The sequence below is a fragment of the Chromobacterium alticapitis genome, from assembly GCF_002924365.1.
GTDB classification, from domain to species: Bacteria; Pseudomonadota; Gammaproteobacteria; order Burkholderiales; family Chromobacteriaceae; genus Chromobacterium; species Chromobacterium alticapitis.
Genome location: NZ_PQWB01000017.1, coordinates 33,418 through 51,237 on the forward strand (window position 1 = coordinate 33,418; position 17,820 = coordinate 51,237).

General features: G+C 65.8%; 17 protein-coding genes. 6 read left to right on the top strand and 11 right to left on the bottom strand.

The window, feature by feature from the left end; genetic code table 11:
* The 7 genes from thpR to C2I19_RS04070 all read right to left on the bottom strand — a co-directional run bounded on the left by thpR (position 1) and on the right by C2I19_RS04070 (position 8,525).
* The gene (gene thpR / locus C2I19_RS04040) at positions 1 to 531 is read right to left on the bottom strand and encodes an RNA 2',3'-cyclic phosphodiesterase (protein ID WP_103901436.1); all 531 of its coding nucleotides are present in this window, start codon (positions 529 to 531) and stop codon (positions 1 to 3) included.
* A 44-nt stretch (positions 532 to 575) separates the two neighbouring features.
* A complete protein-coding gene (locus C2I19_RS04045; RefSeq protein WP_103901437.1) occupies positions 576 to 2,189 on the bottom strand; it encodes a response regulator in 1,614 nt (537 codons plus the stop codon).
* Positions 2,190 to 2,267: 78 nt separating this feature from the next.
* On the bottom strand, positions 2,268 to 3,881 hold the full coding sequence (locus C2I19_RS04050; protein WP_103901438.1) for a response regulator: 1,614 nt from the start codon (positions 3,879 to 3,881) through the stop codon (positions 2,268 to 2,270).
* Positions 3,882 to 3,905: 24 nt separating this feature from the next.
* Positions 3,906 to 5,042, bottom strand: coding sequence for a PilT/PilU family type 4a pilus ATPase (locus C2I19_RS04055; RefSeq protein ID WP_103901439.1), 1,137 nt, complete (start codon positions 5,040 to 5,042; stop codon positions 3,906 to 3,908).
* Positions 5,043 to 5,104: 62 nt separating this feature from the next.
* Positions 5,105 to 6,142 carry a type IV pilus twitching motility protein PilT gene (locus C2I19_RS04060; protein ID WP_103901440.1) on the bottom strand — a complete coding sequence of 346 codons (1,038 nt, stop codon included), beginning with the start codon at positions 6,140 to 6,142 and terminating at the stop codon, positions 5,105 to 5,107.
* A 127-nt stretch (positions 6,143 to 6,269) separates the two neighbouring features.
* Entirely contained in the window at positions 6,270 to 8,027 is a 1,758-nt protein-coding gene (locus C2I19_RS04065; protein ID WP_103901441.1) for an ATP-binding response regulator, read from the bottom strand.
* Between the two features lie 3 nt (positions 8,028 to 8,030).
* Positions 8,031 to 8,525: a putative pterin-binding protein gene (locus C2I19_RS04070; RefSeq protein ID WP_103901442.1), complete on the bottom strand. Its 495-nt coding sequence runs from the start codon at positions 8,523 to 8,525 to the stop codon at positions 8,031 to 8,033.
* 208 nt (positions 8,526 to 8,733) lie between these two features.
* Between C2I19_RS04070 and C2I19_RS04075 the strand changes: the two genes are divergently transcribed.
* From C2I19_RS04075 to aroG, 6 genes are all read left to right on the top strand, one after another.
* Positions 8,734 to 9,429, top strand: a complete 696-nt coding sequence (locus tag C2I19_RS04075) for a YggS family pyridoxal phosphate-dependent enzyme (protein WP_103901443.1) — start codon at positions 8,734 to 8,736, stop codon at positions 9,427 to 9,429.
* Between the two features lie 90 nt (positions 9,430 to 9,519).
* Complete coding sequence (proC, locus tag C2I19_RS04080) at positions 9,520 to 10,323, top strand: pyrroline-5-carboxylate reductase (RefSeq protein WP_103901444.1); 804 nt, start codon at positions 9,520 to 9,522, stop codon at positions 10,321 to 10,323.
* A 9-nt stretch (positions 10,324 to 10,332) separates the two neighbouring features.
* On the top strand, positions 10,333 to 10,917 hold the full coding sequence (locus tag C2I19_RS04085) for a YggT family protein (protein WP_103901445.1): 585 nt from the start codon (positions 10,333 to 10,335) through the stop codon (positions 10,915 to 10,917).
* 77 nt (positions 10,918 to 10,994) lie between these two features.
* Positions 10,995 to 11,300, top strand: coding sequence for a c-type cytochrome (locus C2I19_RS04090; RefSeq protein ID WP_103901446.1), 306 nt, complete (start codon positions 10,995 to 10,997; stop codon positions 11,298 to 11,300).
* A 285-nt stretch (positions 11,301 to 11,585) separates the two neighbouring features.
* A complete protein-coding gene (gene dksA, locus C2I19_RS04095; protein ID WP_043627703.1) occupies positions 11,586 to 11,996 on the top strand; it encodes an RNA polymerase-binding protein DksA in 411 nt (136 codons plus the stop codon).
* A 139-nt stretch (positions 11,997 to 12,135) separates the two neighbouring features.
* The gene (gene aroG / locus C2I19_RS04100; protein WP_103901447.1) at positions 12,136 to 13,197 is read left to right on the top strand and encodes a 3-deoxy-7-phosphoheptulonate synthase AroG; all 1,062 of its coding nucleotides are present in this window, start codon (positions 12,136 to 12,138) and stop codon (positions 13,195 to 13,197) included.
* A gap of 65 nt (positions 13,198 to 13,262) precedes the next feature.
* Here the strand turns inward: aroG and C2I19_RS04105 are convergent, their stop codons facing one another.
* From C2I19_RS04105 to C2I19_RS04120, 4 genes are all read right to left on the bottom strand, one after another.
* Complete coding sequence (locus C2I19_RS04105; RefSeq protein WP_103901448.1) at positions 13,263 to 14,258, bottom strand: extracellular catalytic domain type 2 short-chain-length polyhydroxyalkanoate depolymerase; 996 nt, start codon at positions 14,256 to 14,258, stop codon at positions 13,263 to 13,265.
* Positions 14,259 to 14,490: 232 nt separating this feature from the next.
* Positions 14,491 to 14,904: a carboxymuconolactone decarboxylase family protein gene (locus C2I19_RS04110; RefSeq protein WP_103901449.1), complete on the bottom strand. Its 414-nt coding sequence runs from the start codon at positions 14,902 to 14,904 to the stop codon at positions 14,491 to 14,493.
* Positions 14,905 to 15,063: 159 nt separating this feature from the next.
* Entirely contained in the window at positions 15,064 to 16,326 is a 1,263-nt protein-coding gene (locus C2I19_RS04115) for a deoxyribonuclease II family protein (protein ID WP_103901450.1), read from the bottom strand.
* 192 nt (positions 16,327 to 16,518) lie between these two features.
* On the bottom strand, positions 16,519 to 17,820 hold a 1,302-nt coding region (locus C2I19_RS04120), incomplete at its 5' end, for an FAD-dependent oxidoreductase (RefSeq protein WP_233201101.1).

Below are 17,820 nucleotides of genomic sequence, written 5' to 3' on the forward strand. Positions count from 1 at the left end.
TCACGCATCCGAAGCAGGGGCGGCAGACCGTCGCCAGCCGTCCAGCCGGTAATGGCGAGCGCCGTCGGCGCGCAGCTCGGACGCCAGCAGCGCCACGTCGTCCAGCGGCAGGATCAGCGGCGGCAAGGCCTGTTGCGGCAGCGGCCGCGCCAGCCGGCGCAGCAGCGTCAGATGCGGCCGATAAGGCCGCGCGTCCGCCGCGATGCCGGCCGCGCGCAATTCGCGTTTCAAATTCTCCACCCAAGCGCGCAGCGCCGGCGGCGGATGGACCGGTCCGCACCAGCCCACGTCGTGCCAACTGCCGCAGCTGTCTAGCCGGACTGAGGCCGGCAGGCTGGCCATGGCCCGCTCCGCGCAGTCGGCGGCCAGTTGCAGCTGCAGCGGCGTGACTTCGCCCAGAAAAGCCAGGGTCAGGTGCAACTGGCGCGCCGGCAGCGGCCGCCCGCCGCCCAGCCGCCGCAATTGGCGTTGCCAGTCTTGCAGGGACGCTAGGCAGTCCCGCGGCGGCAGGCAGGCGAGAAAGACGCGCATCGAGAAATCCGCCGGCTATCGCGGCGATGCCGCTTCGGACGTGCCTAGTCCGGATGGCGCAGCAGGGCCTGGCGCCGCTTGACGAAGCCGCGCACCCGCTCGTTGTCGTGCGGCAGCCAGCCCAGCAGCTCGCGCAGCGAGCGCATCTCCCCGCCGTCCGGCAGGCCCGTCTGGCTGCGGTTTTCGGCGATGCGCAGCAGCATGGCGCAGCCGTAATGGCCGAGCCGGCAATTCAACGTGAGCATCGCCTCGTCGTGCAGCAGCTTGGCCGCCTCGTCCAGCCGGCCCTGGTTGGCGATTTCCAGCGCCGCGCGTCCTTTCTCCTGCAGTTCCTCGTAAGCCTGCTCGATGGCGTCGCGGCAGGCAGGCCGCTCGCGGGTGATTTCCTGCAAGGCGCCCAGCTCGTGGCGGCCGTCGGCGAAGCGCAGGCTGATCAGCCGCGCCCAGGGCGGCGCATGCCCGCCGCCCTGCTCGTCCGGCAGCCGGACGGCGACGGCCAGGAAGCGCTGGGCGCTGGCGAAGTCTACCTCCGGCGAGCGCAGCCATTCCGCGGCCTCCTGCAGATGCGGCAGCGCCTGGGCCGGCTGCTGCAGCGCCAGCGCGGCCAGCGCGCGGCAAACCGCCATGGTCAGCGGCCCGCCGGGCAGCTCGCCCTGGCGCGCGGCGATGTCTTTCTGCAAGCGGTCCAGCTGCTGGGTCTGGCCGCTTTCGCAGCGCGCCTGCAGCAGGTCTACCATGGCTTCCGGGCCGAAGAAGCTGTTGCCGCGGCCGATGTCCACCGCCTTTTGCAGAGATTCCACCGCGCGCTCTGCCTCGCCGCTGCGCAGCAGCGAGGTGCCGTAGTGATGCAGGCGGCGGAAGTTGCGCGGCGAGATCGCCACCGCTTTTTCCAGCACGGCGGCGGCCTGGGCGTAGCCGCCCTCGTCTATCAGGTTTTGCGCCAGCAGGTCGTAGGCCTCGGTATAGCGCGGCGCGACGGCGATCACCTGGTCCAGCAGCTCGCGCGATCCGGCGCCGTCGCCCTGCTCGGCCAGGATGCGCGCCACGCCCATCTTGGCCCAGGGCACGTCGGTTTGGGCCAGCACCGCGCGGTATAGCTGCAGCGCCGCGTCGTGCAGGCCTTCACGCGCCTGCAATTCGCCGCACAGCCGCAGCGCGTCCAGCCGGCGCTGGCGGTTTTCCGCCTGTTTGGCCAGCTCCATCAGTTGGGCGATGGCCTGCTCGGTCCGGCCCTTGTCCAGCAGCTTGTAGGCCGGCGCGAGCCAGGCCTTGCGTCGTGCGGCCGCTTCCAGCCGGTCCAGCAGTTGCTGGGCGGTGAACGGCTTGAGAATGTAGTCGTCGGGGATCATTTCGGCGGCGCCCGCCACCTGGCTGTAGTTGCGCTCGCCGCTGATCATCACCCACAGTGTGGACGGCGGCAGATTGCCGTCCTTGCGCATGGCTTCGAGCAGTTCTTGCCCGCTCATGCCGCGGCCCAGGTTGTAATCGCACAGCACGGCGTCGTAGCGGCGGCCGCGCAGCCGGTTCTGCGCCTCGGCGGCGCTGCTGGCGGTATCGGCCTGGCTGACGCCGGCCATGGAGAGAATGGCGCGTATGCCTTGCGCCATGCTGAGGGAGTCGTCGACGATCAGGACGGTGGTGTTCGCATCGAATGCCATGGGCTGCCTCGCGGCGGGACATTGGGGCGGCCGGCGGCCGGCCTATGGCTTCAGTCTAGACCGTTCGCCGCCGGACGGTCACACGCAGTCTGGATCCAGCGCCTGGTGGCGGCGCACGAAGCCGCGCACACGTTCGTTGTCTTCCGGCAGCCAGTTGAGCAGCTGCATCACCTGCTTGTCTTCCTCGGCGAAGGCCTGGTTCAGCTTGCTGCGGCTCTCGCAGGTGCGCAGCAGCAGCGCGCAGGCGTTCATGCTGATGCGCTCGTTCAGCGTCTTCTGCGACAGCAGGTAGAGCATGGCGGCGGCCTCCTCCAGCATGCCGTTGCTGGCCAATTCCACCGCCTTGTTGCTGTCGGTCTGCAATGTGTCATAGGCGGTCTGGATGGCCTCGTGGCAGGCCGGGTGCTTGTGGGCGATCTCCAGCAGCGTGCCCAGTTCGTGGCGGCCGTCGGCGAAGCGCAGCGCGATGCTGTGCCCCCATTGCGGCGGCAGCTCGCTGTTCAGTTCCTCTGGCAGCCGCACGGCGGCGGCGAGGAAGCGCTGGGCGGAGGTGAAATCGGTTTCGCGCGCGCGCAGCTCTTCGGCCACCGATTGCAGCTGGGTCAGCGCATCGGACGGCCGTTTTTGTGCCAGCGCGGTCAGCGCGCGGCAGACCGCCATGGTCAGCTGGCCGCCGGGCAGCTCGGAGGAGCGGGCGGCGATTTCGGCCTGCAGCCGGTCCAATTGCTGGGTCTGGCCGCTTTCGCTGAAGGCCTGCAGCAGGTCCACCAGCACGTCGGGGCCGAAGAAGCTGTTGTTGCGGCCTATCTCCACCGCGCGCTGCAGGTATTCCGAGGCCTTGGCCGGATCGCCGCAGCGCAACAGCGCGGTGCCGCAGCTCTTCAGCCGGTGGAAGTTGCGCGGCGAGATGGCCACCGCTTTTTCCAGCACGATGGCGGCGGTCTGGTATTGGCCGTCGTCTATCAGGTTTTGCGCCAAGAGGTCGTAGGCGTCGGTGTAGCGCGGCGCGTCGGCGATGATTTCGCGCAGCAGCGAGTTGGATTCCTGGGTCTCGCCCTGTTCGGCGACGATGCGCGCCACGCCCATCTTGGCCCAGGGGATGACCCGCAGGTTGAGCAGTTCCTGGTAGATGGCCAGCGCTTCACCCTGGCGGCCCTCGTTGACCAGCAACTCGGCGGCCAGCCGCTGCGCGTCCACCCGGTATTGCGGGTTCGCCACTTCGCGCGCCAGCTGCATCAGCACCTGTATCGCCTGTTCCGGCTTGCCCTGGGCCACCAGCTTGTGCGCCGGCGACAGGAAGGTCTTGCGCAGATGGGCCAGATTCATGCGGTCCAGCAATAGTTGCGAGGCGAAGGGCTTCAGGATGTAGTCGTCCGGCGCCATTTCGGCGGCGGCGACCACGCGTTCGTAGTGGCGCTCGCCGGTGATCATGATCCAGATGGTGGACATCGGCAGATTGCCGTCCTTGCGCATCGCCTCCAGCAATTCCTGGCCGTCCATGCCGTCGCCCAGGTTGTAGTCGCACAGCACCACGTCGTAGTCCTTGCCGCGCAGCCGGTTGCGCGCCTCGCTGGCGTTGGTGACGGCGTCGGAGCGGGTGATGCCGGCCATGGACAGCATGGTGCGCAGACCCTGGCGCACGGTGTGGGAGTCTTCGATGATCAGAACGGTGGTATTGGCGTCAAAAGGCATGATGATTGGCTAGGTGGCGTCGGTTTAGACGATGTCCAGATGGTCTATGCCTTCCAGCGGGTCGCGGTTGCGGGCGCTTTCGCTGTACAGCTTGATTTTCAGGCGCAAGTCGTTGATGGAGTCGGCGTTGCGCAGCGCGTCCTCGTAAGTGACCAGGTCTGCTTCGTACAATTCGAACAGCGACTGGTCGAAGGTTTGCATGCCGGCCTCGCGCGAGCGCGACATCACTTCCTTGAGGCCGGCGATTTCGCCGCGGAAGACCATGTCGGAGACCAGCGGGCTGTTCAGCAAGATTTCCACCGCCGCCACCCGGCCGCGGCCGGACTTGTGCGGCACCAGCCGCTGCGACACGATGGCGCGCATATTCAGGGACAGGTCCATCAGCACTTGCTGGTGGCGCTCCTCCGGGAAGAAGTTGAGGATGCGGTCCAGCGCCTGGTTGGCGTTGTTGGCGTGCATGGTGGCCAGGCACAGGTGGCCGGTCTCGGCGAACTGCAGGCCGTAGTTCATGGTTTCGCGGTCGCGGATCTCGCCCATCAGTATCACGTCCGGCGCTTGGCGCAGCGTGTTTTTCAGCGCGATTTCCCAGCTTTCGGTGTCCACGCCGATCTCGCGCTGGGTGACGATGGACTTTTTGTGCGCGTGCACGTATTCGATCGGGTCTTCGACCGTGATGATGTGGTCTTGATTGGTGCTGTTGCGCCAGTCCACCAGCGCGGCCAGCGAGGTGGATTTGCCGGAGCCGGTGCCGCCGACGAAGATCACCAGGCCGCGTTTGATCAGCGCGATGTCCTTCAGCACTTCAGGCAGGTTGAGCTGGTCGAAGTTGGGGATTTCGGTGTTGATCTTGCGCAACACCATCCCCGCCATGCCCTGCTGCACGAAGGCGCTGACGCGGAAGCGGCCGATGCCGGGCGGGTTGATCGCGAAGTTGGCCTCCTTCTTGGACTCGAACTCTTCGGTCTGGCGGTCGTTCATCACCGCCCGCACCAGCTCCTTGCTCTGCTGCGGGCTCAAGGGCTGCGGCGCCACCGGCGTGATCTTGCCGTCTATCTTCATCGCCGGCGGAAATTCCGGGGAGATGAAGATGTCGGACGCGTTCTTGCCGATCGCGTGTTTCAGCAGATCATGGATGAATTTGGAGGCCTGGTCTTTTTCCATGGCGACGTTTCCTGCGGGTTGCTGCTTTCAGTTTAGCCTGCGGGCGATCCCGGCGCGGCGGCCTAGAAGGCGTCCTTGTTGCTGGCCTTGGCCCGCGCCTCGCCCGGCGACACGATATTGCGCCGCACCAGATCGGACAGGCACTGGTCCAGCGTCTGCATGCCGTACTGCTGGCCGGTCTGTATCATCGAGTTGATCTGGGCGATCTTGTTTTCGCGTATCAAATTGCGGATGGCCGGCGTGCCCATCATGATCTCGTGCGCCGCCACGCGGCCTGCGCCGTCCTTGGTTTTCAGCAGCGTCTGCGCGACCACGGCGCGCACCGATTCCGACAGCATGGAGCGCACCATTTCCTTTTCGCCGGCCGGGAACACGTCGACGATCCGGTCTATCGTTTTCGCCGCGCTGCTGGTGTGCAGGGTGCCGAACACCAGGTGGCCGGTTTCGGCCGCGGTCAGCGCCAGCCGTATCGTTTCCAGATCGCGCAATTCGCCCACCAGGATCACGTCCGGGTCTTCGCGCAGCGCGCTTTTCAGCGCGTTGGCGAAGCTGTGGGTCTGCAGGCCCAGCTCGCGCTGATTGATCAGGCTCTTCTTGCTTTCATGCACGAATTCGATCGGGTCTTCCACAGTAAGAATGTGCGAAAACTCGTTTTCGTTGACATAGTCTATCATCGCCGCCAGCGTGGTGGACTTGCCGGAGCCGGTGGGGCCGGTGACCAGCACCAGGCCGCGCGGGAAAGTGGCGATGTCCTGGAAGATCTTGGGCGCGTTCAATTGCTCCAGCGTCAGCACCTTGCTGGGAATCACCCGGAACACGGCGGCCATGCCGCGGTTCTGGATGAAGGCGTTGACGCGGAAGCGGGCGATGCCGGGCAGTTCGAACGAGAAGTCGCACTCATAGGTGTCTTCGAAAATCTTGCGCTGATAATCGTTCATGATGTCGTACACCATGTCGTGCACGTCATGATGGTCCATCGGCGGCAGGTTGATGCGGCGGATGTCGCCGTTGACCCGTATCATCGGCGGCAGGCCGGCCGACAGGTGCAGGTCGGAGGCCTTGTTCTTGACGGTGAATGCCAGCAGCTCGGAGATTTCCATGTCTTGACCCGTTGCGTGATTGCGGGGGCGCGCGGCGCGGCGCGGCGAATGCGTGCATTCTCAAGCGTAGCGGGCCGGCGGCGCAACAAAATCGCGCGGCGCCGGCGGACGGCTGTGCCCGAAACGCCTACGCCGACGGGCCGCGCGGGCTCAGGCTGGCGCGCAGCCGGTTCAGATCGAACGGCTTTTCCAGTTTTTCGTCGAACCAGGCGGCGCGCGGGTCGCTGTACTCCTCCGGGTAGGCGGTCATCGCGATCAGCCGGGCGTCGCGGTTCTGTCCGTCGCGCGCGCAGGCGGCCACGTCGTAGCCGCTGTCCTCGCCCAGCTGCATGTCCAGCAGGACCACGCTGAAGATTTTCTCCCGCAGCAGTCGGCGCGCCTCCGCCGCCGTGGCGGCGGCCGTCACCGCGTAGCCGCTCAGCGCCAGGCAGTCGGAAAACGGCTCGCGGACATTGGCGTCGTCGTCCACCAGCAGGATGCTGCGGGCCGGCGCGGCCGCCGGCAAATGGATGGGCAGCCGCACCACGAATTCCGATCCCCGGCCCTCTTCGCTACGCAAGGTGATCTCGCCGCCCATCAGCCGCACCAGCTCCTTGACGACGGCGAGCCCCAGGCCGCTGCTGCCGGGGCGGCGTTGCCGGCCCTGGAAGAAGGGCTGGAAGATGCGGGTCTGCAGGTCCGCCGGCACGCCTATGCCAGTGTCGGCCACCCGGATTTCCAGCAGATGCAGGCCGTCGCGGTTTTCCGCGCGCGCGGCCACCGTCACCGCGCCGTGGTCGGTGTAGCGGATGGCGTTGGACAGCAGGTTGCCGACGATCTGGCGCAGCCGGTTGCCGTCCAGCCGCGCGGAATCCGGCAGCGCCTCCAGCGCAACCGTAAGCTGCAAGCCCTTGCCTTCCAGTTGCACCCGGTAGGCGTCTATCGCCTCGTTCAGCGCGTGGGCGAGGTCCACGTCTTCCGGCTGCAGCCGGAACTGCATATTGTGGATGGCCGAAATGTCCATGATGTCGCGGACCTGGGCCATCAGGTGGGCCATGCTGGCTTTCAGCCGCTCCAGCGCGGCGCGCGTCTTGCCGGCGGATTCTATCCGCGGCTCTATCAGCTCGACGCAGACCTGCATGGTCTGCAGCGGCGAGCGGATTTCGTGGCTGATGGTGGCGAGGAAGGTGGTGCGGTCCAGCTCGGCCGCCACCGTCGCCTGGTGGGCGGCGCGCTCCTGCTCCAGCAAGGTTTGCTGCGAGGCGATGTCGCGGCGGGCATTCTGGTAGCGGTAAAGCAGGCCGAGAATGACGATGCAGATGGCCACCCACAGCGCGAACCACAGCGACATCAAATGCTGGGCGCGTTCCTGCTCCTGGTTGCGGGCCTCGCGCGCGCCGACTTCGGACACGCGCGACTGCACGGCGAACTCGGCCAGCGTCGGGCGCAGCTGGTCTATGCCTTCCATCAGGGCGGCCGCGCTCGCCTGGCTGGGATGGCGAATGCGCGGGTCGCGGAAGAAGCGCTGCAGCTGGACGACCAATTGGGGGAAGCCGTCCACGCCGCTGAGCTGATGGCGAGTGGTGGATGGCGTCACGAAGTCGAGCGCGCGGCTTTGGGCGATGGCCAGCCGGGTTTGCGCCTGGCCGGCGTCGATCTCGCCCCACTTCAGCCGCTCCAGCTCGGCGCGCGACCGCTCCAGCTCCACTTGCAACTGGGCCACGCTCCAGTACAAGTCCTCGCTGTGCGGCGGCAGCGATTGCGCGGCGACGAAGCGCTCCACCGCCAGATAAACGCCGGAGGCGACGACGAACAGCAGCACCAGGATGCCGGGCGAGGTCTCTTTCAGCAGGGCGCGGAATCGGCCGCGCTTGCGGGCGTCGGGCGGGGCGTCGGCGCGGCTCATGGCTCAGCGGATGTCCATGCGATTGACCTGCCAGACCAGCTTGGCGTCCTGCAGCGGCCCGCGCAGCCGCGCCGGCATGTCGTCCAGCGGGTAGATCAGCCATAGCGGCCCGCGGTCGGCGATCTCCATTTTCCGGCCGTCGCGCTCGCGCGCCAGTATCGTGCCGTACTGGATCAGCTCATGGGCGGCGATGGTGTAGGCGTAGTCGTTCAAGGCGGACAGCTTGACCTGGCCGTCGGCGGCGCCGGCCTTTTGCAGGATGTCGCGCAGCAGCGGGCCGGTGAAGGTGGATTTCGGCGTCCAGCTGGTTTGGGTGATGATGCTGTGCTGCGGCAGCGCCTGCAAGTCGGCCTCGCTGAATTGATAGACTTTCAGGCGGGCGTCGGTATAGCGGCTGATGTGTCCCGACACGGTCAGCAGGATGGGGGAGGATTGCGCCAGCGCCGGCAGACACAGCGCAACGGCGAGTAGCGTGAAACCGATCAGTCTGTCCATCATCGATAGGCGGGTAGCGAGGAGCGAACCCTCATCATACCGCACATACGAAGGCGGAAAATGCATTCGTGCTATGCGGCTAGTCTGAATATTACGTCATGGAACATTGACTGGATGGCGCGGCGCCTGCCCGTTCGATTGTGGTCCGCGGCGGCTTTCCCTACAATCTTCGCGACAACGCGCTCATCGATACGCTCTTGGATCACCCAACATGACAGACACCCTTTCTTCCCGCCTGGAACAGGTGCGGGAGCGGCTGCGGGCGGCTTGCGAGGCCGCCGGACGCGCGGATGGCGCGGTCGCGTTGCTGGCCGTCAGCAAAACCTTCCCCGCCGCCGACCTGCGCGAGGCGTTTGGCTGCGGCCAGCGCGCCTTCGGCGAGAACTATGTGCAGGAACTGCAGCAGAAATGCGAGGCGCTGGCCGACCTGGCGATAGAATGGCACTTCATCGGTCCGCTGCAGTCGAACAAGACCCGCGTCGTCGCCGAGCGTGCGCACTGGGCGCATTCGATAGACAGGCTGAAGATAGCCGAGCGGCTGTCTGCCCAGCGTCCGGACGATATGCCGCCGCTGAACGTGTGCGTGCAGGTCAATGTGTCCGGCGAGGACAGCAAGAGCGGCTGCGCGCCGGAGGAGGCCGCGGCGCTGGCCCGCGCGGTGGCGGCTCTGCCGCGGCTCAGGCTGCGCGGTCTGATGTGCATTCCGGAGCCGACCGAGGACGCGGCCAGCCTGGCGGCGCAGTTCGCCGCGCTGCGGCGGCTCAAGGAAGGGCTGGAGGCCGAGGGCTTGGCGCTGGACACGCTGTCCATGGGCATGTCGGCGGATCTGGAGCCGGCGGTGGCCGAGGGCGCCACGCTGGTGCGCGTGGGCTCGGCCATCTTCGGCCATAGAAGCTACGCGCATTGAGCTTGGCCGGCGGGCATGCCCCGCCGAGGACGTAGGCGCAATCATTCGGGCGCCGGCGCAGCCGGCGCCGCAACGTGTCCAGAGGACAATATGCGGATCACTTTCATCGGCGGCGGCAATATGGCCGGCGCCATCATAGGCGGGCTGGCCCGCCAGGGCGGCCACCGGATTCACGTGGTGGAACATCAGCAGGACAAGCTGGACCAGTTGGCGGCCAGTTTTGGCTGCAGCGGCGGCCAGGCGCTGCCCGAGGCCTTCTCCGCGGACGAGGTCGTGGTGCTGGCGGTGAAGCCGCAGCAGCTGCGCGGGCTGTGCCTGGAGTTGGCGCCGCGCTTGAACGGCGCGCTGGCGGTGTCCATCGCCGCCGGCATCCGGCTGGACGCGCTGCGGCGATGGCTGGCTTCTGATCGCATCGTGCGCGTGATGCCGAACACGCCGGCCATGGTGGGCAAGGGCGTGTCCGGCCTGTACGCGGACGCGGCGGTGACGGCGGCGGACCGCGAGGCGGCCGAAACCGTCATGCGCGCCGCCGGGATGACAGTGTGGCTGGACGAGGAGGTCGGCATAGACGATATCACCTGCGTTTCGGGCAGCGGCCCTGCCTATGTGTTCTACTTCATCGAGAGCATGATAGAAGCTGGGGTGAAGGCTGGTTTCAGCGAAGCCCAAGCGCGCGAGCTGGTGCTGGCGACGTTCGACGGCGCGGTGGAGCTGGCGCGGCAGAGCCCGCTGCCGGTGGCCACGCTGCGCCAGAACGTGATGTCCAAGGGCGGCACCACCGAGCGCGCCATCGCCCGCTTCGAGGCCGAGGGCGTCAAGGCCGCCATCGTCGCCGGCGCGATGGACTGCCGCGAGCGTTCCATCGAGATGGGCCAACAACTCAGCCAGGAGTAAACCGCGATCATGTTCGTCGATACGCTGCAGTTTCTGATCAAGACCTTGTCCGGCCTGTTCGTGCTGGTGTTGCTGCTGCGCTTCTACCTGCAGGTGGCGCGCGCGCCGTTCAAGCATCCTGTGTGCCAGTTCGTGATGGCGGCTACCAATTTCCTGGTGCTGCCTACGCGCAAGCTGGTGCCGTCGGTGCGCAACTACGACACCGCCACCATGCTCTTGGCCTGGTTGGTCAGCCTGTTGGCCAATATCCTGATGCTGCTGCTGGGTTCGCTGCCGGAGGTATTCACCTTCCCGCAGGTATGGGTGGCGCTGGCCCTGCTGTCGCTGCTCGAGGTGTTCAAACAGTCGCTGACGCTGCTGATGGGCGCGGTCATCGTGCAAGCCGTGCTCAGCTGGATCAATCCCTATAATCCAATAGCGCCGGTGCTGGACAGCCTGACTCGTCCCTTCCTGCGCCCGTTCCGCCGCTTTGCCGTCGGCGGCGTGGATTTGTCGCCGCTGGTGCTGCTGCTGGTCATCCAGGTCATCATGATGCTGCCAGTGCGCTGGCTGGAAGCCGGTTTCTTGACCCAACTCAAGGTGGTCATCCAGTAAGGCGGGTTATTTGTCATGTTTTTGACAGTCGCCGGTCATTTCGGTCGGCGATAATGTGAACGATAGGGAGAATCCAGATGAAAAAGACCCTGCTCGCCGCCCTGCTGCTGGGCGCCGTCGCCGCGCCGGCCATGGCCAATATGCAGATGGCGCAGAAGTACGGCTGTACCGCCTGCCACGCCGTGGACAAGAAGATCGTCGGCCCGGCTTACCAGGATGTGGCCAAGAAGTACGCAGGCGACAAGGGCGCCGAGGCCAAATTGATCGCCAAGGTGAAAAACGGCGGCTCCGGCGTGTGGGGCCCGATTCCGATGACGCCGCATCCGAATATCCCGGACGCCGACCTGAAGGCGCTGGTCAAATGGGTATTGAGCCAGAAATAAACAGCCGGCGACGGCTGTCATGAGGCGGAATCGCAACGGTTCCGTCCGGTTGAAAAGGCGGCTGCGGCCGCCTTTGAACTTGTATGGGGGCGGCCGGTCGAATCCGGCGCGCTTATTGATTAATGATGAACTCTGGCGGACTTGTTATCAATGCCGGAGCGGGCTATAAAAAATGTTAGCAGTCGCGAGTGATTATTTGGATTCAAGCTCAAGACAGTTGCGCAAATATTGGCCCGCCGGTAATCTTCTCCGCCTGTTGCCAACTCTATGCTGGAAGCACCAAACATGGCCAAGCTGACCGAACAGGATATCCTCAACTGGGAAGGCGATGATTACATGAACGCCGACCACCTTGAGTTTTTCAAAGACCGGTTGTTGCAGATGCAGCAGGAGTTGCTGGTAAACGCCAACGCTACCGCCAATCACCTGCAAGAACAAGAAGCCACGCCCGATCCGGCCGATCGCGCGACGCTGGAGGAAGAGTACGCGCTGGAGCTGCGCACGCGCGACCGCGAGCGCAAGCTGCTGCAAAAAATCCAGGCGTCCATCCGCCAGATCGAAGACGGCTCCTACGGCTTCTGCGAAGACACCGGCGAACCCATAGGCCTGAAACGCCTGATGGCCCGTCCCACCGCCACGCTGTCGGTGGAGGCGCAGGAGCGCCGCGAGCGCATGAAGCGCCAGTACGCGGACTGATCCTCCCCTGTCGCCGCGCCAAGCGCCGCCGCCTTCGGGCCGCGGCGTTTTGCTTTGCGCGCGCCGGCGGTTGTCGAGTGCGGACAAATGCGGTTATCTTGCTGCTATGCAGAAAACGACATAGCCAAGGGACAATCGCATGCAACGCCAGACCGACGACGTCAGAATCCGCGAAATCAAGGAACTGCTTCCGCCTATCGCCCACCTGTATGAGCTGCCGATCAGCGAGTCGGCCTCCGAACTGATCTACAACACCCGTCGCGAAATCTCGGCCTTGCTGCGCGGCGAGGACGACCGCCTGCTGGTGGTGATCGGCCCCTGTTCCATCCACGACGTCGACGCGGCAGTCGAATACGCGCAGAAGCTGGCGCCGCTGCGCCAGGCGCTGGCCGGCGAGCTGGTGGTGGTGATGCGGGTCTACTTCGAAAAGCCGCGCACTACGGTGGGCTGGAAGGGCCTGATCAACGATCCGCACCTGAACGAGTCCTACGACATCAACGCCGGCCTGCGCATCGCGCGCCGTCTGCTGTTGACGCTGAACAACCTGGGCATGCCGGCCGCGACCGAATTCCTGGACATGATCACGCCGCAGTATTTCGCCGACCTGATCAGCTGGGGCGCGATCGGCGCCCGCACCACGGAGAGCCAGGTGCACCGCGAGCTGGCCTCCGGCCTGTCCTGCCCGGTGGGCTTCAAGAACGGCACCGACGGCAATCTGAAGATCGCGGTGGACGCCATCCGCTCGTCCAGCGTGCCGCACCACTTCTTGTCCGTGACCAAGACCGGCCATTCCGCCATCGTCTCCACCGGCGGCAATCCGGACTGCCACGTGATTCTGCGCGGCGGCAAGGAGCCCAATTACTCGGCCGAGCACGTGAGCGCCGCCGCGGCCGAACTGACCGCAGTCGGCCTGCCGCACAAGCTGATGGTGGACTTCAGCCACGCCAACAGCCGCAAGGACTACCGCCGCCAGATGGAGGTCAGTACCGATGTCGCCGGGCAGATCGCGGGCGGCGACCGCAACATCTTCGGCGTGATGGTGGAGAGCCATTTGGTGGAAGGCCGTCAGGACCAGAAGCCGGGCTGCGAGCTGAAGTACGGCCAGAGCATCACCGATGGCTGCCTGGGCTGGGACGATACCGAGAAGCTACTGAGCGAGCTGGCTGACGCGGTTAAGGCGCGCCGCGCCCGCGCCGGGTAAGCGGCTTGGGATGGAACAATGCCCCGCTGCTGCGGGGCATTGTCGTTTCAGGCCTTAGCTAGGGCTTAATGGGCGGAGACCAGATGGTCGGCCATTTGTTTGATCGCATGCATTTGCGCGCCGCTTTTCCAGGCATAGGCTTTGCCGGTGTAGCCGAACCAGTCCCAGCAGCCTTGCTGATTGGAGGGGGACGTGGTGGTTTGCGGGTAGAGCACCAGAATGCGGTTGCTGTCGGCCCAGTTGTTGTAACCGGTGTGGGCGTAGAAGGCGTCGCCCACCTTGCCGGCGTATTGCTGGCAGCCATGCAGCGCGATGTGCACCTTGCAGGCCTCGCCCTCGGCGCAGGCGCGCGGCACGTAGACGAAGCCTTCCGCCGCCATGCTGCTGCCCTTCGGCGCGTAGCGGCTTTGGTCGAAGCTGACGATCTTGCCGGTGAGCGCCTGGGACTTGGGCTGCAGCGGGCCATAGATATGCTGCAGAATCACGCCGGCCTGGTCGTAACCCTTACCTTGCGATTCGCAATGATTGATGTAGGGCGTGTTGGTGAGGGCGCAATCGTTGCCGTAAGCCGGCGTGATTTGGGCGTGGCCGGCCGGCAGGCTGCGCTCATAGGCGATTTGCGCGCTCGGCACGCCGGCCTGGCGGAACCATTCCGCCGCCACGTCCACCACCTGGGTTTTCACCGTGTTGTCGTTGCTGCCGCTGAACAGATAAATGCGGCGGCTGGCCAGCTTGTCCAGCGGGTCGATATGGCCTGCGTGGGCGAATTGGCGCGCGGTGGCCAGCAAGGGGCCGACTGCCGGGGGCTGCCCCATATTCATGCAGGGGCCGGCGCCGGCGAGCGTGCCCTTGGCGCAGAAATAGGGCCCGCCCGCCACCACGCCGGCGCCCACCACCGAGGCTGAATAGGCGACCTGATACTGCGCCGCCATGAAGGCGCCGGACGACAGGCCGGACACGGACGATTGCGCAGGGTCGCCGCGAAAAGCCGGCAAAGGGTCTGCGGCCAGGGCCGGCATGGACAGCAGAGCCAGGATGCCGAGTAAGGCTGGGTATTTCATCTGCAACTCCTCGATATGAAGCCGGCGGCGCCGGCATTAAGGGAAATCGCGAAAGCTGTTCCAAGAGGATGGTTCAAGATGAAAATGGCAAAAGAATAGACAAATGGCAATGGCAATAGGCCGTTCGGCCGGGTGGGCGCCGCCGCGCGGAACGGCCGGTGGATTGCATGCAGAGCCGCGCTCGCGCGGCGGCTGAAATGACTATGGCGTATCGCGTGTGCGTGGGCGGCCGTCAGGCGCTGAAGTTTTCGCAGGCAGGCTCGATAAGGGGTTCCGCCAGCACATCCTTCAAGGTCAGCAGCGCATTGCTGACCGCCGGTCCGCCGGCATAGAAAGTCAGTTGCAGAATGGTTTCCAAAATCTGCCGGCGGGTGGCCCCGGCGCGCAGCGCCGCCTCCGCGTGCGCCAGCAGCTGTACCTGGGCGAAGCCTTGGGTGGCGCAGGACGCGACCAGGATCAGCTCGCGGGTAGCCAGATCGAGGCCGGGGCGGCTCAGGATGTGGCCAGTGGCCCAGGCTATGCTCATGTCAGCGAAGTCGGGGCTGATTTCCGCAACAGCGGCTACCCGCTCGCCGCCGGTATGGCCGCCATGCAGGAATTCGATCAGCTCCAGGCCTTTTTGATACTGCGCGTCTTGGCGAATCATGGGGGGCTCCTTGTCGATTTGGTCGATGACAATTCATCTGGCATTCAGTGTCGCCAAAATCGTTCAGGAGAATAAGCGGCCATGCGGATGAGCAGTTCTAACCTCCAGTTTGAAATGCCGGAAGCGGAGCGCAGGCGCCACTCCCGGCAAGGCCATGCCTCAGCGCGCGGCGGCGGCGGCGGTGGAGCCGCCTATCAGCTTGGCGATGGACTGGGCCAGCGCGGCGTTGGGCAGGGCGAAGAACAGGCCGCCGCGGCCGTTCTGCGCGCTGGCGCAGTTGCCGGACAGCGAGCCTTCCTGGTTCATGTCGCCGAAGATGGCATAGGCGGCGCCGCTGGTGCTGACGCCTATCTTGGCATGGTTGAAGTTCTTGCCCAGGCCGCCTTGCAGCGAGAAGATCTTGCCGCCCCAACTGCCGGAGGTGGCGATGGCCACCGGACCCGGCTTGGGCAGGCTGCTGTCCCAGCAGGCCGGCGCGCCGGCCTTGGTGGTGGTCGGAATCGCGGTGCTCTTGCTGCCTTCCCACCAGGTGGCGGCGCGCAGCGCGACGCCGCCGAGCTCGGCCGAAACCAGCTGCCACGGCGGCACTTGCAGCGCGGAAGGCTTGGCGATCAGAGTGACGCCGCTGGATAGCTTGCTGACTTGCGGCGCGGCGCTGTCGGATTTCTGCCCCAGCTGGTCTACGGCGGCCTGGATGTCGGCCGGGCCGCCGTTCTTGACGATCTGCGGATTGCCGACATCGGTCACCACGCTGGCGTTGGCCAGGCCTTGCAGCACGGACAGCACGTCGGCGTGGCTGAGCTTCAGCGAGAAGAAGTGTTGGCTGACTTGCACGTCGTTGTCTTGCACGCAGCCCAGGGTGTTGCCGTCGCTGGTGCGCGGATATTGCGCGCTGCCGGAGGCCGGCCAGGACGGCGTGCTGACTTGCATCACCACACCGTTGCCTTGGTCGTCCCAGGCCAGCACGCCCTTGGAATGGCCCCAAGGCGCACCGCAGGAATTGCCGGAACAGGAGGCGATGGACGGGTCGTCGTAGAACTGGTCGTTCCACACCACGTAGTTCAGCGTACCGTTATAGATTTGCTTGAAGGTGGCGCCCACCGGATCGGCCGGCGTGTCGCCTATGCAGCCGCCGCCCTGGCTCAGCGCGGGCTGGCTGCTGCTGGCGTAAACGTATTGCTGGCTGTAACTGCTGCCGCTGGTATAGCCCTGCGGGCTGCCGCCGAACTGGCAGCTGTTGACCGGCGCGGCCGTGCCGCAACCAGGGAAGGACGCGGCGTTGAATTTGAAGGCGAACCACCAGCTCACCGGGTGGCTGGCGTCCAGCAGCGGCGAGGGGGCGGCCTGGGCGAGCGGTTGCAGCGCGCTTAGCATCAGCGCGGCGGCGAGGCCGGCGCGGCGCAGGGTGGTGGGTACAGTCATGGCGTTTCTCCGTTATTTGTTATGTAGACGTATTGGACGAGCCAAATGAATGGCCGCGCGCCATGCTGATTGAATAATGTTTATGGATTGTTAAGCGGCCCTTCGCTGAAACAATTGTTAATGCAATCGCGGCCTGGAAAAGCAAAGCCCCCGCCGAGGCGGGGGCTGGTCAAACGCGGACGGCGTTGGCGATCAGATGGCTGCGGCCAGGCGCGAGCCCTGGTCGATGGCGCGCTTGGCGTCCAGCTCGGCCGCCACGTCGGCGCCGCCTATCAGGTGCACCGGCTTGCCGGCGTCCAGCAGCGGCTGTTGCAATTCGCGCAGCGGGTCCTGGCCGGCGCAGATCACCACATGGTCCACGTCCAGCACTTGCGATTCGCCCTTCACCGTGATGTGTAGGCCGGCGTCGTCGATCAGGTCGTAGCTCACGCCGGACAGCATTTGCACGCGCTTCATCTGCAGGCTGGCGCGGTGGATCCAGCCGGTGGTCTTGCCCAGGCCCTCGCCCACCTTGCTGGTCTTGCGCTGCAAGAGGTAGACCTCGCGCGGGCTCTTGTGCGGCTGCGGGCCTTGCGGCGCCAGGCCGCCGGCGGTTTCGCCCGTCATGTCCACGCCCCACTCGCGCATGAAGGCTTCGGTGTTGAGCGAAGTGGATTCGCCTTCGTGGGTCAGGTATTCGGCGGTGTCGAAGCCGATGCCGCCGGCGCCGATGATGGCCACTTTCTTGCCCACCGGCTGCTTGTGCTTGAGCACGTCCAGGTAGTTCAGCACCTTGGGGTGATCGACGCCGGGGATGGCCGGCGTGCGCGGCGCGATGCCGGTGGCCAGGATGACTTCGTCGAAGCCGGCGAGGTCGGCCGCGGCGACGCGGGTGTTCAGCTTAAGCGCGACGCCGGTGGTTTCGATGCGGCGCTTGAAGTAGCGCAGCGTCTCATAGAACTCTTCCTTGCCCGGAATCTGCTTGGCGACATTGAACTGGCCGCCGATTTCGCCAGCGGCATCGAACAGCGTCACCGCGTGGCCGCGCTCGGCGGCGACGGTGGCGAAGGCCATGCCGGCCGGGCCGGCGCCGACCACGGCCAGCTTCTTCGGCGCGGCGGTTTTCTCGTAGTTCAGCTCGGTTTCGCGGCAGGCGCGCGGGTTGACCAGACAGGAGGTCAGCTTGCCCTGGAAGATATGGTCCAGACAGGCCTGGTTGCAGCCTATGCAGGTGTTGATCTCATCGCCGCGGCCTTCCGCCGCTTTGTTGACGAAGTCCGGGTCGGCCAGGAAGGGGCGCGCCATGGATACCATGTCGGCGCAGCCGCTGGCCAGGATGTCCTCGGCCACTTCCGGCGTATTGATGCGGTTGGTGGTGATCAGCGGGATGCTCACCGCGCCCATCAGCTTCTGGGTGACCCAGGCGAAGCCGCCGCGCGGCACCATCGTCGCGATGGTGGGCACGCGGGCCTCGTGCCAGCCTATGCCGGTGTTGATGAGGGTGGCGCCGGCTTT